Annotated in this window: 24 protein-coding genes; 2 read left to right on the forward strand and 22 right to left on the reverse strand. The window is 40.5% G+C overall.

Annotation, left to right across the window (positions count from 1 at the left end):
• Positions 1-179: 179 nt before the first annotated feature.
• On the forward strand, positions 180-1,355 hold the full coding sequence (locus PF327_RS10695; RefSeq protein WP_289402560.1) for a tyrosine-type recombinase/integrase: 1,176 nt from the start codon (positions 180-182) through the stop codon (positions 1,353-1,355).
• Here PF327_RS10695 and PF327_RS10700 read toward each other — a convergent pair.
• The 5 genes from PF327_RS10700 to PF327_RS10720 form a co-directional block, all read right to left on the reverse strand.
• Positions 1,342-1,899 (reverse strand): putative peptidoglycan-binding domain-containing protein, encoded by a 558-nt coding sequence (locus tag PF327_RS10700; RefSeq protein WP_289402562.1) that lies wholly within the window; start codon positions 1,897-1,899, stop codon positions 1,342-1,344. The genes PF327_RS10695 and PF327_RS10700 overlap by 14 nt on opposite strands.
• Positions 1,900-2,013: 114 nt before the next feature.
• Positions 2,014-2,196: a hypothetical protein gene (locus tag PF327_RS10705; protein WP_289402563.1), complete on the reverse strand. Its 183-nt coding sequence runs from the start codon at positions 2,194-2,196 to the stop codon at positions 2,014-2,016.
• Between the two features lie 154 nt (positions 2,197-2,350).
• The gene (locus PF327_RS10710; RefSeq protein ID WP_289402564.1) at positions 2,351-2,620 is read right to left on the reverse strand and encodes a hypothetical protein; all 270 of its coding nucleotides are present in this window, start codon (positions 2,618-2,620) and stop codon (positions 2,351-2,353) included.
• On the reverse strand, positions 2,550-2,807 hold the full coding sequence (locus PF327_RS10715; protein ID WP_289402565.1) for a hypothetical protein: 258 nt from the start codon (positions 2,805-2,807) through the stop codon (positions 2,550-2,552). Before PF327_RS10715 ends, PF327_RS10710 begins: the two co-directional genes overlap by 71 nt.
• Positions 2,807-3,253 (reverse strand): phage holin family protein, encoded by a 447-nt coding sequence (locus PF327_RS10720; protein WP_289402566.1) that lies wholly within the window; start codon positions 3,251-3,253, stop codon positions 2,807-2,809. The genes PF327_RS10715 and PF327_RS10720 overlap by 1 nt, the downstream gene beginning before the upstream one ends.
• A gap of 66 nt (positions 3,254-3,319) precedes the next feature.
• Between PF327_RS10720 and PF327_RS10725 the strand changes: the two genes are divergently transcribed.
• Complete coding sequence (locus PF327_RS10725; protein WP_289402567.1) at positions 3,320-3,484, forward strand: hypothetical protein; 165 nt, start codon at positions 3,320-3,322, stop codon at positions 3,482-3,484.
• A gap of 78 nt (positions 3,485-3,562) precedes the next feature.
• On the opposite strand, the gene PF327_RS10730 is transcribed toward PF327_RS10725, so the two are convergent.
• From PF327_RS10730 to PF327_RS10810, 17 genes are all read right to left on the reverse strand, one after another.
• Positions 3,563-3,907: a hypothetical protein gene (locus PF327_RS10730; RefSeq protein WP_289402568.1), complete on the reverse strand. Its 345-nt coding sequence runs from the start codon at positions 3,905-3,907 to the stop codon at positions 3,563-3,565.
• Positions 3,907-4,440 carry a hypothetical protein gene (locus PF327_RS10735; protein WP_289402570.1) on the reverse strand — a complete coding sequence of 178 codons (534 nt, stop codon included), beginning with the start codon at positions 4,438-4,440 and terminating at the stop codon, positions 3,907-3,909. The genes PF327_RS10730 and PF327_RS10735 overlap by 1 nt, the downstream gene beginning before the upstream one ends.
• Positions 4,433-5,221, reverse strand: a complete 789-nt coding sequence (locus tag PF327_RS10740) for an HNH endonuclease signature motif containing protein (RefSeq protein ID WP_289402571.1) — start codon at positions 5,219-5,221, stop codon at positions 4,433-4,435. The genes PF327_RS10735 and PF327_RS10740 overlap by 8 nt, the downstream gene beginning before the upstream one ends.
• Positions 5,222-5,273: 52 nt before the next feature.
• A complete protein-coding gene (locus PF327_RS10745; protein ID WP_289402572.1) occupies positions 5,274-5,678 on the reverse strand; it encodes a four helix bundle protein in 405 nt (134 codons plus the stop codon).
• Positions 5,679-5,688: 10 nt separating this feature from the next.
• Complete coding sequence (locus PF327_RS10750) at positions 5,689-7,194, reverse strand: hypothetical protein (RefSeq protein ID WP_289402573.1); 1,506 nt, start codon at positions 7,192-7,194, stop codon at positions 5,689-5,691.
• The gene (locus tag PF327_RS10755; RefSeq protein ID WP_289402574.1) at positions 7,194-7,421 is read right to left on the reverse strand and encodes a hypothetical protein; all 228 of its coding nucleotides are present in this window, start codon (positions 7,419-7,421) and stop codon (positions 7,194-7,196) included. The genes PF327_RS10750 and PF327_RS10755 overlap by 1 nt, the downstream gene beginning before the upstream one ends.
• Positions 7,422-7,471: 50 nt before the next feature.
• Positions 7,472-7,828, reverse strand: a complete 357-nt coding sequence (locus PF327_RS10760; RefSeq protein ID WP_289402575.1) for a hypothetical protein — start codon at positions 7,826-7,828, stop codon at positions 7,472-7,474.
• Positions 7,828-9,270 (reverse strand): hypothetical protein, encoded by a 1,443-nt coding sequence (locus PF327_RS10765; RefSeq protein WP_289402576.1) that lies wholly within the window; start codon positions 9,268-9,270, stop codon positions 7,828-7,830. The genes PF327_RS10760 and PF327_RS10765 overlap by 1 nt, the downstream gene beginning before the upstream one ends.
• Positions 9,271-9,329: 59 nt before the next feature.
• A complete protein-coding gene (locus PF327_RS10770) occupies positions 9,330-12,407 on the reverse strand; it encodes a tape measure protein (RefSeq protein ID WP_289402577.1) in 3,078 nt (1,025 codons plus the stop codon).
• Positions 12,382-12,666 carry a hypothetical protein gene (locus tag PF327_RS10775; protein WP_289402578.1) on the reverse strand — a complete coding sequence of 95 codons (285 nt, stop codon included), beginning with the start codon at positions 12,664-12,666 and terminating at the stop codon, positions 12,382-12,384. The genes PF327_RS10770 and PF327_RS10775 overlap by 26 nt, the downstream gene beginning before the upstream one ends.
• Before the next feature lie 68 nt (positions 12,667-12,734).
• Positions 12,735-13,214: a hypothetical protein gene (locus PF327_RS10780; RefSeq protein ID WP_289402579.1), complete on the reverse strand. Its 480-nt coding sequence runs from the start codon at positions 13,212-13,214 to the stop codon at positions 12,735-12,737.
• Between the two features lie 80 nt (positions 13,215-13,294).
• Positions 13,295-13,759: a hypothetical protein gene (locus tag PF327_RS10785; protein WP_289402580.1), complete on the reverse strand. Its 465-nt coding sequence runs from the start codon at positions 13,757-13,759 to the stop codon at positions 13,295-13,297.
• 3 nt (positions 13,760-13,762) lie between these two features.
• Complete coding sequence (locus tag PF327_RS10790; RefSeq protein ID WP_289402581.1) at positions 13,763-14,122, reverse strand: hypothetical protein; 360 nt, start codon at positions 14,120-14,122, stop codon at positions 13,763-13,765.
• Positions 14,119-14,421 (reverse strand): hypothetical protein, encoded by a 303-nt coding sequence (locus tag PF327_RS10795; RefSeq protein WP_289402582.1) that lies wholly within the window; start codon positions 14,419-14,421, stop codon positions 14,119-14,121. Before PF327_RS10795 ends, PF327_RS10790 begins: the two co-directional genes overlap by 4 nt.
• The gene (locus PF327_RS10800; protein ID WP_289402583.1) at positions 14,418-14,765 is read right to left on the reverse strand and encodes a hypothetical protein; all 348 of its coding nucleotides are present in this window, start codon (positions 14,763-14,765) and stop codon (positions 14,418-14,420) included. The genes PF327_RS10795 and PF327_RS10800 overlap by 4 nt, the downstream gene beginning before the upstream one ends.
• Entirely contained in the window at positions 14,758-15,174 is a 417-nt protein-coding gene (locus PF327_RS10805; protein WP_289402584.1) for a hypothetical protein, read from the reverse strand. The genes PF327_RS10800 and PF327_RS10805 overlap by 8 nt, the downstream gene beginning before the upstream one ends.
• Positions 15,174-15,485, reverse strand: a complete 312-nt coding sequence (locus PF327_RS10810) for a hypothetical protein (protein WP_289402585.1) — start codon at positions 15,483-15,485, stop codon at positions 15,174-15,176. The genes PF327_RS10805 and PF327_RS10810 overlap by 1 nt, the downstream gene beginning before the upstream one ends.
• Between the last annotated feature and the right edge of the window lies 1 nt (position 15,486).

The raw sequence follows: 15,486 nt of genomic DNA on the forward strand, positions 1-15,486 counted from the left end.
CTTCCTCTCTGCCAGACACTACTTTTCTCAACTTCTATTTGCTTCATAATTAATATAAAACTAAGCGTTACATCGGTGTTTATTTATATATTTACTTCTATTTGATTATATTTGCTTCAAAACAAATAAGTGGCATTTTAGGTGGCAGCATTTATAATCTGTTAAAAAGATGCCACTTCATGAGTAGAGTAACACAACTTTCTGACAATAAAATACGATCGCTTAAACCACAAGATAAAGAATATAAGGTACCCGACGGTAATGGTCTTTATCTACATGTCATGCCTACAGGCTCTAAAGTATGGAGGATGAGATATAAACTTGATGGCAAAGCCTCTCAAAAGTCTTTAGGAAAATACCCGGATATATCGCTAAAAGATGCAAGATCAAAACGCGATGAATATAAGACAATGGTACAAAGCGGAAATAAGCCAAAAGATACACAAAGCGATACTACTTTTCAAATACTCAAAGATGAGTACATGGAACATCGCCATGATCTAAGCGAAAAGTATAAGCATGATATTGATTCACTCCTGGAGCGTGACTTTAAATCTATACTACATAAGAACATAGATGACATCACAGTTTCAAATCTTATAGAACATTTTAAGGATATGGAGAAAAGAGGCATTAAGACGGCAACTAAAAAGGCAGGGTCTCTTATTAACCGTATCTTCAAGTATGCAGTAACGATGCAGTATACAACAAATAATCCGATGGGATCCATTGATCTATCCATTCTACTCAAGGCACATAAGCCGAAAAACTTCAAGCATATTACGGATAAAGAACAGTTCAAGCAGCTATTAAAATCCATTGATAACTATGTGGGGGATATTTACACCAAAACAGCATTACAGTTAATGCCGTATGTATTCCTAAGACCTGCAAACATAAGGGGCCTACTATGGAGTGAGATTGACTTTGAGAATAGGCATATAGTTATACCAAAAGAAAAGATGAAAATGAACCGCGACCATATCGTGCCTTTAACTGATTCAACTATTAGGATTCTCCGAACAGTTGATAAGGGACTGAGTGAGTATGTATTTCCAAGCCCTCAAAGCACTAAAAGGCAACTGAGTGATAATACTCTTAATTATGGGCTTAAACGTTTAGGATTTGGAGACAGTATGACTTCACATGGATTCAGGCATACAGCATCAACGCTCATGCATGAAAATATCCATATCCATAAGGTGCCAAGTGATGTAATTGAAATGCAGTTGGCACATGTTGAGAAGAATAGTGTGAAAGGTGTTTACAATAAAGCCTTATACATGGAAGAGAGAATAAGACTTATGCAGTGGTGGAGTGATTATATAGATGATCTTAAGACTACACAATCCTAGACCTGTTCTCCCACCCACGTAAAGCCCAAGTCAATCGTGGATATTTCCTAACCAATCTTCTGTAGAACTTAATCTCATGTTCATCCCACTTTGCAGAAAACACTTCATCATCAAAATTGTTAAGTGCCTTTAACGTATTCTTTCCAAATATTCCATCAACTTTAGTACCTACAATTCTCTGTATAGCTTTAACAATAGATTTCTTTCTGCCTAACCCAACATTAATAACAAATACCATTATCTCTTTACACTTTAGATCGCTTTCAACTTTATCTAATCCCATTGGCAGCCAAAACTTATCAAAGTAGAATTCTAACACTTCATCTGTCAGTGCTTCACTTTTAGATAATGCTCTACTTGCTTTCCTAATATCTCTAAACTCCTCGATGGCTTTGTCTATAAGGTATGAGCTTTTAAGTTTAGTGTATGGGTACACACCCATATAAGTATAGGTTGATTCGTGTTTATTGAAGTGAAGATAGGTTGAAGTACTTGAGTGTTCAGCCCTAAATACCACTTCCATCACGTTTCTAAAGTTAGCCATTATTGTCCTTTGTCGGAGGGTATAGTTGGTTATGTATATCTTTACATATAGTTTTTGCTTCTTGCACCGTTACTGCATGATCTTCACCGTTTATGGTAATGACTACATACATAATCATTCCTCCATATGTATGGTTATTTTAGTGGTAGTGCCTGTTCTATTTGCACCTGTAATGGCCACCATACTTCCTTCAAACTCAAATGAAGTCTTATCTTTCTCAAAAGCATCGATGGCCTCTTCCCATATTCTTATGTTTGCTGGTTGATTTCCGTTATGATCTTCTACCTGGTATGCCATTGTTCTTCCTTTAGTGGTATTGATTCTACTTTTTCATTCTCTACGCATTCACAGTCGCTTATCTCCTTCTTAACTCTGCACAGATCGTTATATAGTATGCTTGCTTCTCTTTGTGTAAGAGCTACTGTTTCACCTTTGATGCATACTATGATGTTCATTGGTTGAATTCCTCTCTATACCCACTTATAAGCGTGTAGTAATAGTGCTCTGATACTCTGAGTGCCTTGATGGTTTTAAAGGCTTGTTTTGTGCTGTTCTGGTCTAATGCACCGTTGATAACATAGAAGTCATAGTATGGAATCTTGTCTACTGCTTCAAGTGTAGGATAGACCGGTTTTGGACATTGTTTTTCACTACATCCGGTAATGGCCATCACTAACACTGTGAGTAGTACTGAGAGTAGCATTGATCTCTGTATTCGCATTGTCTTTCCTTTCTTTTGCAAGTGCATTGTATGGCACCACTTTAATGAGTTCTTCATATGCCTCGATAGCCTGATCTCTAAGATCTATGGTATCAGCCTGGCTTTGCACCTTTAAATATAAGGTTCCTATAGTTGCTATGCCAGATACCAACATCACGAGTATGACCCATATGAGTATCTTGTTCATCATTTCTCATCACCAGAAAGTCTTATAAGTACGGAACGTATCTTATGCCCAAGTGCTGCCACGGCATCCCACTCCGGCAACTTCTCTCTAGTTCTTATTGTATAGATGTTTCCTATGATTGAGTACGTCTCTGATAGTATAAGGATGTTCATACCCACATAAAGCATGTTCTCAGCATCACCATGAAGAGACTTCGCAGCCAATGCCAAAACTAAAGGAATCAAGACCAATGAGAATTTAGAGATCACTCCATACTTCATCTTGTTTGAAGTAATACATTCATTCAATGTTTTAGCCTTCAGTACACCAGTGATATAATCTATCAAGAGCAGGTATCCAAAAATAGTGAATGCTTCTTTATTTAGCCCAAGGTAAGAAAGCATACTTGCTATCGCAACCATTCCCCCATTAAGTATAAGCTTTAGGCTTACAAATCCCTCCATCATGCTTCCCCTTAAAATTCTAATTTCCACTGATCATAGCAATGGTTTTTATCCCAAAATAACAAGTTTATGAGATACACGAACCACCAGTGGTCCTTCTCAAAAGCCAATGCCGATAAAGTATGTCCTCTTCTGTTGTATACCAATGCACACCCGGTACAGTCCATCTGGTATGCAACATTAGAGTTATACTCGCTCATTGAAAACCTACGTCTTAGCCGGATCTCTTTGTAAAGATGATATGAGTACCCGAATATAAAGAAAGGTATGAATAAGGTTAAGGACAATAAAACCAGTAGGAAGTTCTTCATACTACCAAGCCCACCTTGCCAATTCAGCATAGACAGCTATCAATGCGATGGCATTTCCACCATTCCATGTCCAAAATCCATCAAAGATACTCTCTTCAATGGTATTTATACCCCCTAGCAGTCTTTGGGCTTTTTCAATGGCTATCCCTACAGCCAAAGCAAGAAGTGACAACCCAACAAAGTTTAATCCTTTAGCACCTGACAGGTCACTGATCAGCACAGCAAGGAATGTAGTCATGGCTCCTATCAGCAGATGAACATATTTTCCATCTTCACCATACTTCCATGCTCTCATTGGCTCTGTTAAAGTGATGAACCAGATCACTATGTTTTTAATGGCATTCATCACAGTCCTACTTCTGCTTTCAAAGCTTTTAGTGTAGACCATTTTCTAGCAAGGCATCCGGCAGTATAGACAGCATTTTGATCTCTAAGCAGAAGTATCTTGTCTGCTGCAGCTGTGATCGTGATACTTTCATCTGTTGCCAATGCATCAAGGAATGGTGTGGAGATCGCGGTACCTGCTTTTACTGCTTCTGCTTCAGCGACCTGGACAGACCATGTGCTAATCTCATCATGGGTGTATTTTGAAGTGATGACGGCACACTCTTTAGTGTATTGTTCATTGGCGATATCATACATCCTCTTCACCTGTATGCTATGCTGTACCATATCAGAAAATTCTGCCTGCGTGATCTCTATGGCCTCTATGATAGGGTTCTGTGATGCCATCAGTGCTGCAAAATCTGCATCAGTGCTGCACTCTACAGATACATATGGAACATCAAAACGGTGTATCTTGCAATTTTCATTCAGCTCATTAAAAGTATGAGTGGTAAACTCATCTGTCATTGGTGTATATCTTACATATTTAAACATCTGTCATCCTTTTGTTTTGTTTTAAAAATTTGTCTACCTCTTTTATGGAGATATTTGTTTGTCCATAAATTCCGTGAAACTCCCTATGACATTTATCACAAAAAGTTATCCCGTTATCTAAATCATAAGCCTTATCTTTATTGTTTGCAAACTCTTCAATGTGATGTGCATTAAGATTACCACCTACTTGATAACATTTCTTGCATGTATACATATCTCGCTCAAAGACTTTTACTCTCCACGCTTTGTACTCTACAGAAGTCCTAAGAAGGTGGCTCTCTTCACTTACCCCGCCTTTCCAGTTCGGATGCTTTTCTCCAGTATGGTCTTGCGCCTCTTTTGCTTTGAGCATAGTCTCCACTTTTAAGCATCCGCATGACTGTATATGCCCGCTTCTGACCCTTGTGTTTTCTATTACCTTCGTTTTTCCGCATTCGCATCTGTAAAGAGAGTTGCTAAAGTTTTCAGTATGCTCTATAAGTGTAAGTTTGTTATTTGAATATCCTATATCTGGTCTTGATCCTAGTTTTTCATTTACGGTACATTTCTGACAAAGAAAGTTTCCGCTTCTAGCTAGAATGTGAAAAAGTCTGTTATATTTAGTTTTGCAGTCTGGGCATACTATTTGCACCTTCATAGTAGAATGTGGAGTCAATGCCTTTAATTGTTTTTGCTTACCTCTATACATAACAGAATTTTTGTAAATCATTTCTGCACCTTTCCAGTACGGTTGTTGTTGAAATTCGCCGTCCCCAGACCCGCATTCGAATTGTTGTTCCAATTCCCGCCGGCGATCGGCACACAAAGCATATTGTTATATTGCCCTTGATGGTTCATCTGAAGTTCCCCATCTCTTTAAGTTTATTTATCCATCCGCCTATCATGCGGCCCATCTCGTCTATAAGTCTGGTGATTGACATAAATCTTTTTGGTGCATTGTCGTGATGCATCTCTTTTCCATCCTTGAAATTAAAGTATCCCAGTTCATTGGCAAGATACACCTGCATCCTTAGTTTCTCATGGGTGATATCAAGCTCTGTGAGTGACGTCTTTTTGTAGTACCTTTTCTGGCACTCCGTCACAAGGTTGTAGAGTTCATACGCAGTATTGCGTATGACATTTGCCAGGGCAAACTTCTCATGCTTGGGAAAGTGGTTAAGGTAAATATTCAACAACTTTATCATCTCCATAAACTTTTGGTTCAAGGCTGCTTCACTGTGCTCATTCTTAGCGCTCACTATCGTTCACTTATGCCAGGGCCACAAACGAGGCGCGAACCCCCACACCGTAGTACGAACTCGTACGGTAGAAGAAGAAATACGCCGCCCCCAGACCCGCAGTCGAAGAGTCGTTCCAACCCCCGCAGGCGAGCGGCACACACTCGTGCCTGAAGTATGTGTAGATCCCGTCGTTCCCGTACTCTGTCGTACCGCCTGCAGAACTTCCTGCAAGCCTTGGCATCCCCAGAGAAGTTCTCCTGTATGCATCGCTGTTTCTGTCTGTACTGAACTCGAACACTTGCTCTGCCGCATTTCCAAGTTTTCGCCATACCCCGTTGCTCTGGAAAAGGTCTGACATATCCACCTGGTCATACAAAGAGAGGTCGAACGCGCCTGTACCAGCTGTGGTACTGTCATCTGCAAGCACCCTTATGTCCACACTCTCTTTGAGCATGTAGAAGGTCTTACCCGTATAGATCCCGTCCGTAGCGAGGATGTCTCTCTCCAGTACCGTCGTCAGTGTGAAGTTGTCTGCATCGACTACCGTTGCCACCTCGTAGACCGCCGTGTTGTAGGTAGCTCCTGACGAAGGCGTAGCCCCGAAGGCTATCTTTTGCCCCACAGTGTAGCCATGTGCCGTCAAAGCCACTGCATTAGTACCAGTCGTACCCGTTGCCCCTGTCCTTGCCATATATATCAGCCCGCTCATGGCCTCCCACATGTTCCCGTTCAGGTCTGCTATGCCGCACTCCTGTCCGTTATGGGTTGTCTTCGCGAACGGTACACCGGATCCGGTCAAGGCGCAATTCGGGTAGGTTGCATTCCCCGCACTTGTAAAGGTCACTGAGGTATCTGCATGGTCTGCAAGCGCATTGTTGTTGTTTCCTTTAGGATGGTAAGGTGCCACATCCGTAAATGCGCATACAGCTGTGGAAGAAGATGCCTCCCCGTGCGCCTTCGCCAGTCTTGCTATCATTGCACGCTGCCAGATAGGCATAGGGAAAGCATCAGAGTCACAGCTTTTTGCCGCCTTGTAGATGCCGCCGTATCTGTTCTCAGGCACAGTGTCAAGTACAGATATAGGGTTGTTCCCAGTACTTGTACTTAGAGGTGCTGCATTCTTTTGTGAACTGAGTTTCCCGCCGTTGTTCGACCCGCCATAGGCAAAAACAAACACCCCGTCAAGCTCTACACCCGCATTAATGAAACTTCGGTCAAGTACATACCCATCCTGAGGAACATCAGAGAAGTATGCAGTGTTTCCGACATACTTGACATAGTGTTTAGGTATGTGGTAGAGGTCAGCACCACTTGCCGTATGCAGGTATTTCCCCCTGTTTGGAGATGCTATCTGGTCATGCCCGTCATACGGAACTGCACCTATGGCAGCATACGCAGCAGGCAAAGCTGGCGCCACCCCAAACCCTATCTCTCCTGGCTGAAGCAGGGAGTAGGCATTTGCATCTACTTTCCCTGCAAGGGCCGCATCCATCTGGCTTTTCGTGTAGTAGTCTTTAAACCCAAAATTTTCCATTACTCTACCTCTGAATAAACTATAGCTTCATCATAATTTCTTGACAATGCCCATAATTTTTTGCCAACTTTGCCTGTAATTTGGCTATTTGGTGGGTAACTATGACCAACTCCAAGAGAAGGCTGAGTATCAGAAAAAGCATAAATGACATGCTGATCAGAAATTGCAAAACCTGATCCGTCAAGAACAAGAGTAAAGGTTGATTTGTTTATTGTAGTATTGGCCATACTGAATCCTTGTGAGTACTTTATTTTTTAATGTAACTCACAATTTAGGACTAAGAGATATAAGCATCTATATCGTCCTGTATTTCAAGTTCCATATCTACATACCTGATATATGAAGCTTTATCGCTTGGCCTGATGTTTGGCTTTTTGGTAAATTTTACATTCCAATTACGAGTCACTCCGAAAAATGGAAGTGATATAGTGAATGGTAAGGTCATATATGAAGTATCTGTGATATACCATCTTGTAAATGTTTCCATATCAGCATCAGTCTTTATGAATGCTGTCACTTTTCCTTTGCTTTTATTGATAAATGTCTGACCACCTAGGTAATTTTTTGTATCAGGTAGTTCTTCGCCAAATCCATTTACAATGGTACATGCTATGGTTGATGGAAACGCTGCCATTAGACTATCTCCCTTGCTGATAAAGTGATGACACCTTTTTGACCTAACCTTCCATTGTCATTCACTGTTTTTGAAGACACGCTTGTGATTAGCACTCTTCTTGTAAGAGAGTTAAATATTTTAGACCCAGCAACAGCGGTACCGCTATCACTTCCGTCAACAGTGACAAACTTTCTAATAATTGACTCATGGAAAGAAACCATACGATCATAGTCTTCTATATTCACATCCATAGTGATGTTAAACTTTGTCACTACTGCTTTTACACCCTCTGATATTCCACCCCAAGCATCTGGAGTATAATCATTATAGTCTTGAATGGCATGACTGAATTCAAGGTTTGTGAGCCCATCAGATACAGTATTATTCATCGTAAAATCTCCAATCTGTATGATTGATCCATATGATAATGTAATGGTTACGGTTGAATTTACTGGCATCTGCATATCTGCATAAAATATAACTGTAGTTGGATAGTCTGAAAGTATTCCTGCTGCATCTCTTGTGCAATCAATAGATACTGTATCGGTTTTAACTATTCCGTTACCACCACTTGCTACAGATGATCCATTAAGCCATAATCCATAATCAGGATCACCTACTGGAAGCGTGAATGTATAAGTCAAAGATGAAGCCAGAACTTTAGCTAAAGTGAATGCGTTGAACTCTTCAAGCCCCTTGATTACATACTGCATATCACTTACAGAACCATCATGTATCGCAGGGTTAATATTTGCTCCGTCAAAAACCTTTAATGGGTTAATGTAAGATATTAGTACTTTTCTATATTCTACAGGCACCCATCTATTCGGGACCACAGAAGTTCCTGGTGGGTAATTCACATAATCACCAGCGATAGAGTACTCATAGTCTGACATATAAATCGTGTCTTTATACATAAACTGTGTACCCTTGCTAAGTGAGTTAGAGAATGAGGCTAAAGTTACTGTTTCGTACTCATCTGGATAAGTTGCAGAATCATCCCACACATAAATAAGATCATATGATGACCCTGTAATAGCGGTAATGGTCTTTGTCCCCCATGTGACAATATTTAGTCCTGAGAATTTAGGAAGACGGATAGAGTCGCCTACCTTTGCATCCTTCCACATAATACTATAGGCATCACCTACATGGTATCCACCTTGGACTTGAGCGTTAAAACCTGCATCTGTATTGGCATCAATAGGATATATGCTGAAATCTTCAGTCAACTCATATAGTTTTCCATTGTACTGGACTATATCTCCTTTAAAAGCATCTGCTAGTTCATCAAAAGTACCAATCTCAATATCTAAAGGGAATTGTATTCGATATAGGTAATCCCCATCTTTAACAATATCCCCCTCATTGTATGCTGAATTTGCATCATATGTTGGAGCAGATTCAGCGACATTCGTACTAACCAATTCCAACCCTATTTCTTCGCCTATTGTTGCCATTTCTTCTCCTTGTTTGCACCCAATTAAGAAAATAAGTGCAAGTATTAGTATTAAATTTTTCATCCGTTCGTACCTGCAAATATTGCCGCATCAGTAGCTGCCTGTCTAAGTTCAACTACTTCAGCTTTCAATGCTCTAAGTTCATTTAAAAGGTCCGTATTTGTAGCGTCTGCTGTTTGTCCTTCAAGCTCTGCTATATATCTCTCGAATATAGGGATATACTCCTCTTTTGTAGCAGTTGTTTTAAGTGCAGTTTCTGCTGCCAATCTTGCAGCTTCAACTGTATCTATCGCACCGTTTGAACTTCCGGCTATAGAAAGATACCCACTGGCAAAGTCTGCTTTCTGCTGTAGTGTCAAGTAGCTAAGATTGCCTAGCCATGCATCTGATACTTCTTCTATCATTCCGATTATATCACTCATGCTTCCTTTGAGATCGACAAAACCATCTGTTAAGGACATAACCTCTGCAAACAGCGCAGCACCCTCATCACTCATAGTGTCTATACTGCTTACCAATGATCTGAAGTCATGAATGCTGTCAGGAAGTGCTAACCCTAAAGATGCAAAGCTTTTGGTCATGGTACTTAGCTTCATTTCATACTGCTCTGACTCAGTAAAGAAGTTTTCCATGTATGTGTTCATGCCACGCGAAAGATTGTCCAACCCACCTGCTGCCATTTCGATAATATTGGCCGTTCTCCAGTCAACAGTCTTGCCTATCAGCTCCATGGAGTGTGACACCTGGTCAAATGTCAAAGCTACTCTAAACGCTGTTTCTGCTAACCCTTCACCTGCTCTTTGGAATTCTGCTACTACACTAAGGTACTGCTCTGCGATAGCATCTGTCTGGGCTGAGAATCTAGCCTCTATCTCTGCTGCTATGGCTGCATCTGATTTACCTGTAGTATTAATGAGACCGATATCAATAACTTCATTTAGAAGCCCATCCATGCTTACACCTATCGCATCACCTATGGCTGTGAATCCGCTAAAAAGTGCAGTTGTTGCATCTGCTATATCTTCTGCGAATAGGCTTGAAACATTCTTGTAATTATCAAAATAGGTCGTTTTTGTTTTCCAGAAACTGTCATATACCTTCTTGATGATGGTGTTACTGACAACTCTCAAGTCTTCAGCCATGATCTCGGCTATGGTTGCCGCTTCAAAGTCAAGTGTTGTTCCAAAAAGTGAGTAGTCTTTTGAAGAGAGCCCCATTGCTCCTGACTTGGTAGTAGGCTTGTAAAAAGCACCTGAAAAGTCAATGTTACTTCTAAGCAATGAATTCTCTATCGCACCGAATGAATTTGCTATGATGCTTAAATACCCCTTCATGTCTCTTGTAAGCTGTAACATTGGATACTGTGCATCTTCAATGTGCGCCAAAGAGTTTGCCATTGAGTCTGATGTTTTTGCGATGTCTTCGAGTACTGGTGGTGGTGGGGCTTCACTGCTGAATAGTCCATTTAATAATCCTATTCCAAAGTCTAATACCCCACCTACAATACCGCCGAACAATCCGCCTATATCTTCTGTCAATTTAGTAATACTATCACCAAAAAAGCTTCCAACTGCATTACTAAGGTCTCCATTTAGAAGAGAATAGAATCCTGAACGTATAGAGTCTGTGAATCTTTTAGCCTCATATTCAAGTTGATCACCCATCTCTTTGGCTTGACCTTTTACGTGATCAAGCGCTTTATCCCATTCTTTTTGTGCTGTTTTTGCTGCTTTTTTAGCCTCTTTTGACAGTTCTGCATTATTAATTTCAGTTGGCTTACTTCCGATAGTTGAAGGAGAAAACACTTTAGACGCCTTTGTTGTATTTTTAGCTATATCATCCCATAACTCACTTGTGGCCTTTAGAATTTTATTCTGTGTAGCATATGCCTCTTCAAGATTTGATTTGGTCCAGTCAAGATTAATAAGGTCTTCTGTATTTCTTTTAGCCTCTTCTATGACAGACTTATACTCTCCTATTGACAAATTAATACTTTTAAAAGGATTATCTACTCCTGGTATCTTGTCAATAATGGACCCTACCCCTTTTATATAATCCTCAACAAGCCCTAGCATATAGTTTATGCCTGAGTAAAAAGATTCTCCAATAAAGTCAATCGCTTTTTTAAATACATTCTTTAGACCTACAGTCATAGCATCCCATCCATCAGCGATCCAGTTTATACTATCTCCTATAAACTTTGTAGCCTCAAGCATAGCTATCTCTACAGTGTTTCCAACGGCAATAATACCGGTTCCCATAAGTTGGAATACCCTGTAAACATCACGTCCGAATTCTATTATCTCAAAACGGTTATCGCTTATGAATTTGGATATTTTGCTAAATGTTCCTGCAAGTCCATCGGTTCCACCAAGTACCCTATCAGCATCTCCTATAAGAAGTGTTATTGAGTTGCTTACCTGTGTTAATGATTGTCCTACTGTAAGAGGTATTTTTGAGAATTTATCGCTTATAGAATCCGCACTTTTCTGAAGAGCATCATAAAGTACATTGGCAGTTATCTTTCCCTCTTCACCGAGTGTCTTAAGACTACCTACTGCTACTCCCATACCATCCGCAATCGCCTTTGTAAGACCTTTTGCATTTTCCATCAATGATCTAAGCTCATCTCCTTGCAGCTTGCCTGATGCAAATGCCTGACCAAGTTGTGTTACAGAGGCCGCTGCCTCCATAACACTTGAACCAGATATGGCTATAGCTTTATTCACCAATTCAGTTGTCTTTAGTGCATCTGCCTGAGATTTACCCATTCTTTCTAAAGACATATCAAGTGATGTATAAAGTTTTGTTGTTGCTTCAAGTTCCGTTCTTGTTCTTTGGGAAATATTAAAAAGCTCTGATTGCGCAGCCATAAGCTCTCTGTTTGAATTTGTAACGACTGCTATTTGCCCGGAAAGAAGTTTGTATGAGTCTGCCATATCTATGATCTGTTTTGTCATATATCCAAACCCTAGCCCTGACAGGATTGTTCCGAGTCTTTGAGTAGCTAATGAAAACAGGCCAGTTGACTTCGTAACACGACCAAAAGACCTGTCAGTCTGATCCACTGCTGATCTTATACGTCTTAAAGTTGATTCTGCGTTTCTACCTTCAACCGTTATTCTGATCGTTGCCACTTTTGGTCCTTTGTATTGCTTGTGCCATCTTGTCGATATCATCACCCGTGAATGCTTTTGTAGCAGATGACTTTGTTCTCATCTCTCCATAAGATTTATCATCCATAAAAAGCATATTGCCTATACTCATCACTGTTCCAATGTGCTTCTGTACGCTCAATCTATGCCATCTAAGCGTATCTTTGGCACTTTCATATAGAAACGATACGCTCATGCCTGTACTTGTAGGCACTACTGCCATACAGATATTGGCTATCATTGTCCGGTACTCATCCCATTCAGGTGGGTACTCCTCATTTCGTGAGTTTCGTAAAAACTCAACGATCTCTAACGCTGCTTTCCCCGGCTGTCCTTAGCATCTTCTGCAAGTGCATCAAGTACCTGACCGTAATCAAGTTCATTTTCTGCAAACTCAGCAAGTGCTTCTTTGTCTGAACCGCCTACTGCAATTTCAAATGTCGCTTTTGAAGCTTCAAGCAATTTGTCATAACCACCAAGCTCCTCGAATTTTGCATCTATCGCGTCTTGATCTTTGTATATCTTTTCAAGCTTTTCAGCCGTTTTGATAACACCGTTTGAATCACCCTCATCTTTGAGTGCTTCGATCTTCTTATTCAGTGTATCGGCACTCGATGCAAGTGTTTTCGCTTTAGAGAAAAGATCCATGATCTCTTTGTTGCTTTCACCTACTTTTCTAAGTTCCCTTTTGTTAAGGTCCCGGTAAGTGACATTGAATGTTTTGGTTACTTTTCCATCCTCATCGAGAATGTCAAGTTTTAGTTTTAAAGATGGTTGAATTTTCGCCATGTGTGTGACTCCTGTAATTTATTGGTTAAGTGTGTGTAATTGGTAAGGGCATGGACCACACACAATCAATGCCCTAATGATTACGCTGCTGCGGTCAACGTGTAGTCTGTCATTTGCTTATATCTACAAGTGATCTTTGAATCACCCTGTGCTGTGATATTCGCAGTAAATGAACCGATAAGCATTTCTGTTTTCATCAATGCACCGCTTCCAAGCTCTGTCTTTTTGTTGTTGAACTCGATCTCAAACTCAAGCGTGTTGTCGTTTGCAAAGTCTCCTGTATGGTTCAATGCAGCCTCTAACATCACTTGTGCCCCGTATGTATTTGAACTGTCAAAGATGATGGTAAACTCACCCTCTGGGTATCTCTTGATTCCTGTACCTGTAGACTCTCCAGTATGACATGCCTCTGTTACGAACTCTCTCTCACCTTTTGAGAATGAAAGTTCCCCAACCAGACATGTGATCACTTCAACTGCTGCCGCGTTACTCTTTGCGTTAATACTGATGGTTGCATCAGCCAAATTTACTTTTTCAATAGCCATTGTTTAGCTCCTTGTTGTGAATTTAACGATCCCTTCATAGAGATCGGTTTCAAGTTCCGTGATAGGTCCTTCTGTTCTTACCTCTTCAAGATAAATACTCCCTGCACGTGTACCACTGAACACCTCTTGCACATCACTAATGAGTTTGTGCGTTTTCCCTCTGTTCTTTTCGTAGCACGATATTTTTGCACCGTGTACGTTCTGTTTCTCTGAATAGTTGGGCGATATGCCAAGCGGATAAATGTCAAGGACAATAAAAGGAGGCTCCTGCTCTATCACTTCACCATGCATAAAAAAAGGTGTTGCAGTCCAATTTGCTTTCACAAACTCTGCAACATTCTTGTAATGATCGAATGGTGTCATTTAGATAAATCCTCTCTTAGTTTGTCAACCATTGGCTCACCGCCTTCCGGCCATTGTTCTGAACCATAGGTTCTGTCATTAATCACTTTTCTGCCTGCCCAAAGTATGCTCGAATAGCTCTGAGGGTTAAAGATGGTCCATGATAGCTTCCCGTTAGGTATCAACTCCCATGCATCTCTAAACTCCCCGGTATCTACGGGTGAGGCTTTGATAAGATCGCCATGAAACTCAACAACCTTTGAAGCCACTTCCTTGATGTCTTTATCTACCTCAAAATCAAACTCTTGAAGCAGTGTCATTTTCTAACCTGTGCCTTGTACACGACTTTCACACCTTGTACCTCTGTTGGTATAATGTCTATGATGGACCACTGATCACCGTCAGAGTCTTTAAACTTCCAACTCTTCTTTGGTTTCGTATCGCTTACAAACAAAATCTGTGCATCACCTGCAATGATCAAGTTCTCTATCAGGTCTTTAGTCTTATAGAACTCTCTGAAATATGTTACTGATACCTCTGAAGGTACACCCACCGTTTCGCCAGTGATTGAATCAGGTACCACATCATCAAGAACAAAAAGCCCGGTATCTCCAAACTCTTCGATCATCTCTGACGAAAGTATTCTCAGGTCATCACTAAGCAAGGGTGAATCCTTTTGCCATAGGTACTGATGAGTTTTTCAGGCATGAAGATAACAATGACTTGACCACTGGAGGTAATAAAACCTCACCGCTTTCAGTCAGGTTGTACTCGACATCAAGTGAACCCACTTTGGCACTCTTGTATTTAACGCTTGTATCTGTCATAGATAGATATTTACCGTTATTTTCAAGATCGCCCTGAATTAAAAGAACCTGTGCCACATCGAATTGACATGTCGTGTTTAGATTACATGTTGCATTGATGATCGCTGCACTTTTATGAAGCATTGCTTCTTTTTCGGCAGTAGTTAATGGATCCCACTTACTACCACTTCCAAGCTCTGTAAGCCTTGTTGTGGCATCTGCAACATCTATAAAAGTGTTCCATCCGTCAAGTGGGTAAACTACCATTACTTAGCCTTTGCTTCTTCAACTCTTTTTAATAGAGTCGCATATCCGATATTAGGTGAGAATTCAACACCAAGTTCAACAGCTTCAGTTTTAAGCAATTCAAGCTTTACAGCCTCATCATCACCATCAGCCTTTGCTTCTTCAAACTCAACGAATTCAACATCAATTTCAAGCTTTTCATAGTCGTCACGAATCTTTTCATCATCTGTAATGACTTTAGTCGCCTTCATATCAGGAACATCATATAATTCAGGATTAGAGAAAATTCCCTCCAACCCTTCAATTTTGTGTGTGCTATAGATAATTACCATG

Source organism: Sulfurovum xiamenensis, from assembly GCF_030347995.1.
In the GTDB taxonomy this organism is placed as follows: domain Bacteria; phylum Campylobacterota; class Campylobacteria; order Campylobacterales; family Sulfurovaceae; genus Sulfurovum; species Sulfurovum xiamenensis.

Excerpts from the sequence above, each read along its gene's own strand:
- PF327_RS10810 (WP_289402585.1), bottom strand. The coding sequence starts at position 15,485 with ATGGTAATTATCTATAGCACACACAAAATTGAAGGGTTGGAGGGAATT.
- PF327_RS10805 (WP_289402584.1), bottom strand. The coding sequence starts at position 15,174 with ATGGTAGTTTACCCACTTGACGGATGGAACACTTTTATAGATGTTGCA.
- PF327_RS10765 (WP_289402576.1), bottom strand. The coding sequence starts at position 9,270 with ATGGCAACAATAGGCGAAGAAATAGGGTTGGAATTGGTTAGTACGAAT.
- PF327_RS10695 (WP_289402560.1), top strand. The coding sequence starts at position 180 with ATGAGTAGAGTAACACAACTTTCTGACAATAAAATACGATCGCTTAAA.
- PF327_RS10790 (WP_289402581.1), bottom strand. The coding sequence starts at position 14,122 with ATGACACCATTCGATCATTACAAGAATGTTGCAGAGTTTGTGAAAGCA.
- PF327_RS10730 (WP_289402568.1), bottom strand. The coding sequence starts at position 3,907 with ATGAATGCCATTAAAAACATAGTGATCTGGTTCATCACTTTAACAGAG.
- PF327_RS10775 (WP_289402578.1), bottom strand. The coding sequence starts at position 12,666 with ATGATAGCCAATATCTGTATGGCAGTAGTGCCTACAAGTACAGGCATG.
- PF327_RS10760 (WP_289402575.1), bottom strand. The coding sequence starts at position 7,828 with ATGGCAGCGTTTCCATCAACCATAGCATGTACCATTGTAAATGGATTT.
- PF327_RS10720 (WP_289402566.1), bottom strand. The coding sequence starts at position 3,253 with ATGATGGAGGGATTTGTAAGCCTAAAGCTTATACTTAATGGGGGAATG.
- PF327_RS10710 (WP_289402564.1), bottom strand. The coding sequence starts at position 2,620 with ATGCGAATACAGAGATCAATGCTACTCTCAGTACTACTCACAGTGTTA.
- PF327_RS10700 (WP_289402562.1), bottom strand. The coding sequence starts at position 1,899 with ATGGCTAACTTTAGAAACGTGATGGAAGTGGTATTTAGGGCTGAACAC.
- PF327_RS10785 (WP_289402580.1), bottom strand. The coding sequence starts at position 13,759 with ATGGCTATTGAAAAAGTAAATTTGGCTGATGCAACCATCAGTATTAAC.
- PF327_RS10750 (WP_289402573.1), bottom strand. The coding sequence starts at position 7,194 with ATGGAAAATTTTGGGTTTAAAGACTACTACACGAAAAGCCAGATGGAT.
- PF327_RS10780 (WP_289402579.1), bottom strand. The coding sequence starts at position 13,214 with ATGGCGAAAATTCAACCATCTTTAAAACTAAAACTTGACATTCTCGAT.
- PF327_RS10705 (WP_289402563.1), bottom strand. The coding sequence starts at position 2,196 with ATGGCATACCAGGTAGAAGATCATAACGGAAATCAACCAGCAAACATA.
- PF327_RS10755 (WP_289402574.1), bottom strand. The coding sequence starts at position 7,421 with ATGGCCAATACTACAATAAACAAATCAACCTTTACTCTTGTTCTTGAC.
- PF327_RS10725 (WP_289402567.1), top strand. The coding sequence starts at position 3,320 with ATGAGATACACGAACCACCAGTGGTCCTTCTCAAAAGCCAATGCCGAT.
- PF327_RS10795 (WP_289402582.1), bottom strand. The coding sequence starts at position 14,421 with ATGACACTGCTTCAAGAGTTTGATTTTGAGGTAGATAAAGACATCAAG.
- PF327_RS10715 (WP_289402565.1), bottom strand. The coding sequence starts at position 2,807 with ATGAACAAGATACTCATATGGGTCATACTCGTGATGTTGGTATCTGGC.
- PF327_RS10735 (WP_289402570.1), bottom strand. The coding sequence starts at position 4,440 with ATGTTTAAATATGTAAGATATACACCAATGACAGATGAGTTTACCACT.